Here is a 6,262-nt window from a genome sequence, read left to right on the forward strand (position 1 = left end):
TATAGAGCAGGGAGCAGACAGTGAAACTCACACGAGCAAAAAAAGACGAAGAAGCTTTTTCCGCAAAGGTCCTGGTGTACCGCGTAGACGGTGCTCTGGACGGCCTTGAGGCAACAAACTTTCTTTCCTCGGTCACAAGCGACATGGATGCGGAAGAGCCCAATCACATTGTCCTTGTCTGCGACGACATGCCCTATCTCACAAGCTCCGGCCTTCGCTCCATCATGACAATCGGCAAGAGGCTCATGGGCAAGGGGGGCAGGCTTGTCCTTGCAGGGCTTTGCGGCCTTGCGGAACAGATTGTCGCAACCTCCGGCTTTTCCACCATATTCCCGGTTGTGGCAGATCTTTCAGAGGCAAGAAGGACGCTGGGAGGCCAGCCTTGAAAACCTGCGAATACCCGGCCATACAGGAGAACCTGCGTCCCGTGCTCTCCCTGCTTTCCGAGGAGATGATAGCCTGCGGCACACAAACGACAGTGCGCCAGAAGATTTTCATCATTCTGGAAGAACTCTTCTTCAATGCTGTCGAGCACGCCTATGCAAACGCCCCTGCGCCTGGCCCTGTGCGCGTGACCCTTGTGGCTGACATGGATGCTGCAGACCTGGTTGTGGAAGACAGAGGGACTCCCTTCAATCCTCTGGAGGTGGACGATACGGACAGACTCAAAAATCTGGCAACCCTGACCGAGGGACACGCTGGCATCTTCCTTGTGAAGACACTCGCCACATCCCTTGACTACAGCTACGAAAACGGCTGGAACAGGATACGGGTTCTGGTCAGCGACTGACCCTTGCCCGAAGCAAAACCAGTCACACAGATTTTCACTGCCATGAGCCTGCGCCTTCGTCTCACCATCATAGTCGTTGCCGCTGTCAGTCTTTCCATGTGCCTTGTGCTCTGGCTGTCCTGGGAGCGCATCGGCCAGGAAATGACCGAACAGAGAAAAAGGGATCTGGCCTCCATGCTGCAGGCAGAGGAATCTCTCCTTGAAGAGGGCGTCAAAAACTACCTTGCCTACAGGATGCGCCTGACAGGGGAGCGCCGCTCCCAGATGCAAAACATTGCCGCAACCATCAGGGGGCTTTCCTTGCACTCAAAGGATGCAAGCCCGAGCGATGGAATGCTCAGGGCCCATTTTTTTGCGGAAATAGCCAGACGAACGCCCTTTGCCCTTGCCATTGTCCTTCCCCACAAGCTGCAGGGACAGGATGCGCCCTTCATCCTTGGCGGTACAAAACTTCCGGCACAGGGCTTGGCACTCCTTGTACAGAACGTTTCCGCAAACGGGGATTTTCTTGTGGCAGACGAAGAAACACTGCCCGGCCTTGACGGACCAAATCTTCTCCTTTTTGCCCTGCCCCTCGAAAACCCTGCTTTTCCAAAACCTGCCACGCATGCTGGCTGCACAGGCCCTTTGCTCCTTGTCGCCCTGCCCCTCTCCGATCTTGCCATGGCATCCGAGTCCTTCAAGGCAAACCTGCTTTTGCGCGTCTACACCCGCTACCTCGAAGACGAGCTGGTTCAGACCGTCATCTGGGACACGGACGGACGTGTTCTTGCCTGTACAAGCCACGATCTGCCAGCCATATCCGGAGATGCGGTAGCGGATTTTGCGCAAAAGGCCAATGGTACAAGCCCGTCTGTCAGCACAATTGTGGAACAAAACGACAGGGACTATCTGGTTGTTGGCAAGTACTTCAAGAGTGTTGGCTGGACGCTTGGCATGCAGATTGACATGGAGACCATCACGGGTCCTGTCACAAGGGCATTCACAAGCCTTGGCTGGCTGACCCTGGCCTTTTTGCTTGCTGCCCTCATCTTGAGTGTGCTTGCCATGCAAAAGACCCTGCGCCCCCTTTTGCAGCTCACAGTGAAGACCAGGAAGCTTGCCCATCTGGACATGAGCGGCAAGGGTGCCCTGGAGGAACTGGAAAGGACAGCCACAAGCCACCTCCCCCTAAGGCGCCACGACGAGCTCGGGGAGCTTGCCAGAGCCTACGCCTCCATGGGGCATGCTCTGGTGCACAATATCAGGGATCTCATGCGGGAGACTGCGGCAAGGGAGCGCATGGCAGGCGAAATCGCGGCAGCTGCCAGCATTCAGAAGGACATGCTGCCAGGAAAGGACCTGGTCCGTTCCCTGACAGGAGGACATGCTGCCGCCTTCCTGCGCCCGGCAAGGGAAGTGGGCGGGGATCTCTACGACGTCCTTGCCCTGGACGACGAGCGCGTAGCCTTTGTGATCGGCGACGTCTCGGGCAAGGGAGTGGCTGCTGCACTCTTCATGGCCAAGGTGGTGACCCATGTGCGCTTTTGTGTGCGCGAATGTCCGGATCCGGCAAGGGCCATAACAAAAGTCAACACCCTTCTTGAGCACAATAATGAAGCCAACATGTTTGTCACCCTGTTCATAGGCGTACTTGACACTGCAACAGGGCACCTTGCCTACGCCAACGGAGGGCACTGCGCGCCACTTTGCGTACGTAAAAATGGCAGTATCACACCTCTGGCGGGGCTCAGCGGTCCAGTGGTCGGAGTTGTGCCCAACCTTGTCTACCAGGGATTTTCCCAAGATCTGGACAAGGGGGACAGGGTGTATGTGTATACGGACGGTGTCACCGAGGCGAGGGACAGGGACGGCAACTTCTTTGGCGAGGCAAGGCTTTACAATAGCATCGCAAAGGCTTCCCAAAGCGCTCCCGACGCATCCCTTGCACTGCTTGTCGGGGATGTCGAGAGCTTTGTCAAAGATGCTGGTCAGGCAGACGATATCACCATCCTCTGCCTTGAACAGGGGGAGCTGGGCCAAGACACGCATTGTTGCGGGGAGGAAAGGGCATGATTCGACTTTGTGTTGCCATCCTGGCTCTTCTCTCTCTTCTTTGGATAGCTCCCAATCCCGTGCACGCAGAGCACCCTGACCGGAGCATGGCTCAGCAAGGGCCCTTGCGGCTCCTCTGCTGGGAGGCAGGCCCCCACGCAGACCATCAGCTCATTTTGCAGGGCCTTGCAGAGGGGCTTAAAGAACTCGGGCTCATCCAGACAAGTCCTGTTCCCGAACCCGTGGACAACAGCACGGCACCCCTGTGGCAATGGCTTGCAAAAAATGCCAGGGGAAGGGTCGTCTTTCTCGAGGACGGATTCTATTCCGCTGGCTGGAACGAGAATCTTCGCAACAAGGTCAGGGAAAGCATAGCCACAAGAGGCAAGGTTTTGCGGGACTTTGATCTTGTCCTTGCCTTCGACACCTGGACTGCTGTCGACGCGAGTGTCATGGATCCGGATTTTCCCGTGCTTGTGTCCTCGGTCACTGCCTTTGCCAACACTGAGCTTGCCAAAAGCCTTGGCAAGGGCACAGGCAACAAAGTCTGTGTTGTCCACGAACAAGACAGACTCTACAGACTGGCAACGCTCTTTCACAGCCTCTTTGGCTTTGAAAGGCTCGGGGTTGTTTGGGACAACGGAAAAAACGGCCGCGACATGGCTGGCCTTAACGAGCTTGACAGGGCAGCCAGGGACCAGAATTTTACGCTTGTCTCTTGCGCGGAGTCCCTGTGGGGCGAAAAGCCCGATGTTCTGGAAAAACATCTTCTTGCCTGCAACAGGAAGCTCGCAAAAGAGGGCGTGGACGCTGTCTTCCTCACCCTTGCCCCTGAGCCTGCCAGTCACTTGGACGCTGCAAACGCCCTTTCGCCCCTGACCAAGGCAGGCATCCCCACCTTTTCCCTTGCCGGGGGCAGGGAGCTCAAGGCAGGTGCACTCCTTGGCACAGGAAAGCGCATGCAGCTTGCTCTCGGAAGATACCTTGCCCGCATTGTGGCGGACATAATCGGGGGTATTCGTCTGCCCAAGGACCTTGTCCACGTCTCGCCCCTTGTCCTTTCCCTCAACATGCAGTCAGCCCTTGTCCTTGGCTGGGATCCCCCCCTAAAGGTTCTTGCCATAACGGACGAATATGTGGATATGGACGGCGAGTGGCGGGAAAACGGTTTGCTTCCCTGACCAAGCCCCAAAGCCCTGCAGGACAGGTTAAGGAAATTTCCGGCACGCGGTACAATTGCACGGGGGACATATGGACACGCAGGCACTTCTCATACCCCTTCCGGGCGACAATCCCGGAGGCAGTGATGCGCGCTACGAGACAGAATACACGCGCATGCTCGAGGAAGTGGAAAAACTGACCTCTATTTCCCATTCCCAGGAATGCCGCTGGGATGTGGTGGAAGAGCAGGCAACACTTGTTTTGCAAAACAGGGCCAAGGACTTTCAGGCCGCAAGCTACCTAGGCTATGCGCTTTTCAGAAGACACGGCCTTGAAGGCATAGCAGACGGTACAGAGATTCTGGCAGGGCTTGTGGAGCGTTTCTGGGATACGGGATTTCCCATCCTTCGCCGCGTGCGCGGCCGCGTCAACGCCCTCTCCTGGTGGCGCGAGCGCATGGAGCTTGCCCTGGACGGCCTTGTGGCGGACACGGAGGCAAGGTTTGACCCGGATCTTCTCGACCGCCTGACTTTGGCCTTGCAAAGGCTCGATGCGGGAATAGCAGAACATCTACCGGACCAGCCCTCCCTGCGCAACCTCATGGACAGGGTGCAGCGCCTTCAACCCAAGCCCAGGGAAAATCCCCCAACAGGGACTCTCCAGCAAGCCGAACAAAAGACGGAAGATACTGCAGCACTGGCACAAGGCACTGTCCTGCTTTCCGAACAACCGGACGTGGAACAGGCTGGACAGGAAAGCCGGCCCCTGGCACAGCAAGCAGCAACGGCTACTGTGCAAGCGCAAGCCCCCAAAGCTCCTTTTGTTCAGACAGTGGCAGTACCTGCCCCTTGTGACAACGCTGCCGAAAACCGCAAGAACTTTCTGCGCTACGCAGCAGAGTTCGCACTCGCGGAAAAAAATGCAAACCCGCTCTCTCCCCTTGGCTGGCAGGCCACCTGCCTGGCCCGTCTTGGGCAGATGGAGGCACTCCCTCCGCAAGATGCGGGAAAAACCGCCCTGCCCCCGCCCCCGGAAAGCGAAATGGCTGCCGTGGAAAGACTTGTCCAGAAAGGCATGGCAGCAGAGGCCCTGAGTGCAGCGGACAATCTCTGGGGAGCGCATCTCTTCTGGCTGGACGGGCCACGCATCATCACCTGGGCCCTGCAGGCCCTGGGAAGCAGCGCGCATGAGGTGACAGCCCTTGAGACCCTGCTTCTTGTACGGCGCCTTGAAGGCATAGAGTGCATGAGTTTCAGCGACGGGACACCCTTTGCAAACGAGGCGACACTCTCCTGGCTTGCCTCAGTAGCCGGGACAGACGAACAGTCCGAAACTGTCCGCAATTCTGGACAGGGAAACGGCCTCAACGCAGATGCCGATCCCCTTCTCCGTGCCCGTTCCCTTTTCGACGAGGGGAGGCACACCGAGGCTCTGGATGCGCTCGACAGGGCTCTTTCCTGCGCAAGGGACAAAAAGACCTTTCTGTCCTTGCGTCTGGAACAGGCAAGGCTGCTTCTCCGCCTTGAGCAAAGCCAAGCTGCCCTTACCATTGCCGAGGATCTGCGCAGACTTGCCAGGGAAATGCGGGCCGAAATCTGGGCCAGTGACATCATGCTGGACATATTGCGCCTTAATGTACAGTGCCTTGGAGATATGCCGGACAGCAGCCAGAAAGTTAGGGAACTGCTTGCGGAAATGGCCCTCATAAGGCCCTCCTCTATCCTGTAGACAGACAAAAAAGCCCTGCAATTTCATACAGAAAGTCTTCTTTGTCTACACCTGTGGAGACCATTTTCCGCTCTTTTGGCTATTGACACGAAAGGACGTTTTTGGAAAATTCTGAAGGAACCACAAGCCTTCGGAAGAATGCCTTTTGCAGGATGCTTTTCCTCAAGGCTGCAACACTTTGGCAACGCATTGCCTTGGGCAACCACACCTCAAAGGCCCGGCAAAGTGTTCTTCATTCACAGAGTGTATGTCCGCGCATGTCTTGCGCACATGCCGCAAGCTCCACGAGGCCCACACGAAATGAGTCACAACAGAATCCCCATCTTTCCCGGTACAGTCAGGCGCCGCATGCTCGGCTGACTCTGGGTACACATATCCCAAACCGGTGTTTTCTCTCTGGACAAGGCTTGCGCTCAAGGGTGCTGGCCCTTCTTTTATCGAGCGCGCCGTAAAACCTCTCCCTTCAGGGGGAGGATATAAGGCGCCCCTAGCTTGGCAAGTTTGCCTTTAGTTGGGAGTTCTTTGGGATTCGATATACTGCTTAAGGAC

At 56.8% G+C, this 6,262-nt stretch carries 5 protein-coding genes; all 5 read left to right on the plus strand.

The features are described from left to right. Positions 1-20: 20 nt before the first annotated feature. The 5 genes from B5F76_RS10675 (at position 21) to B5F76_RS10695 (ending at position 5,713) form a co-directional block, all read left to right on the plus strand. Positions 21-386, plus strand: a complete 366-nt coding sequence (locus tag B5F76_RS10675) for an STAS domain-containing protein (protein ID WP_087354372.1) — start codon at positions 21-23, stop codon at positions 384-386. Further along, positions 383-790: an ATP-binding protein gene (locus tag B5F76_RS10680; RefSeq protein WP_162608809.1), complete on the plus strand. Its 408-nt coding sequence runs from the start codon at positions 383-385 to the stop codon at positions 788-790. The genes B5F76_RS10675 and B5F76_RS10680 overlap by 4 nt, the downstream gene beginning before the upstream one ends. Positions 791-832: 42 nt before the next feature. Further along, entirely contained in the window at positions 833-2,845 is a 2,013-nt protein-coding gene (locus tag B5F76_RS10685; protein WP_162608810.1) for a PP2C family protein-serine/threonine phosphatase, read from the plus strand. Further along, positions 2,842-4,005, plus strand: a complete 1,164-nt coding sequence (locus tag B5F76_RS10690; protein WP_087354378.1) for a hypothetical protein — start codon at positions 2,842-2,844, stop codon at positions 4,003-4,005. Before B5F76_RS10685 ends, B5F76_RS10690 begins: the two co-directional genes overlap by 4 nt. Positions 4,006-4,075: 70 nt before the next feature. Further along, positions 4,076-5,713, plus strand: a complete 1,638-nt coding sequence (locus B5F76_RS10695) for a TssA family type VI secretion system protein (protein ID WP_087354379.1) — start codon at positions 4,076-4,078, stop codon at positions 5,711-5,713. Positions 5,714-6,262: the final 549 nt, after the last annotated feature.

It is taken from the genome of Desulfovibrio sp. An276 (genome assembly GCF_002159665.1).
Taxonomy (GTDB): domain Bacteria; phylum Desulfobacterota; class Desulfovibrionia; order Desulfovibrionales; family Desulfovibrionaceae; genus Desulfovibrio; species Desulfovibrio faecigallinarum.

Bases quoted from the DNA above. Each gene is read 5' to 3' on its own strand.
- B5F76_RS10685 (WP_162608810.1), top strand. From the start codon at position 833: ATGAGCCTGCGCCTTCGTCTCACCATCATAGTCGTTGCCGCTGTCAGT.
- B5F76_RS10690 (WP_087354378.1), top strand. From the start codon at position 2,842: ATGATTCGACTTTGTGTTGCCATCCTGGCTCTTCTCTCTCTTCTTTGG.
- B5F76_RS10695 (WP_087354379.1), top strand. From the start codon at position 4,076: ATGGACACGCAGGCACTTCTCATACCCCTTCCGGGCGACAATCCCGGA.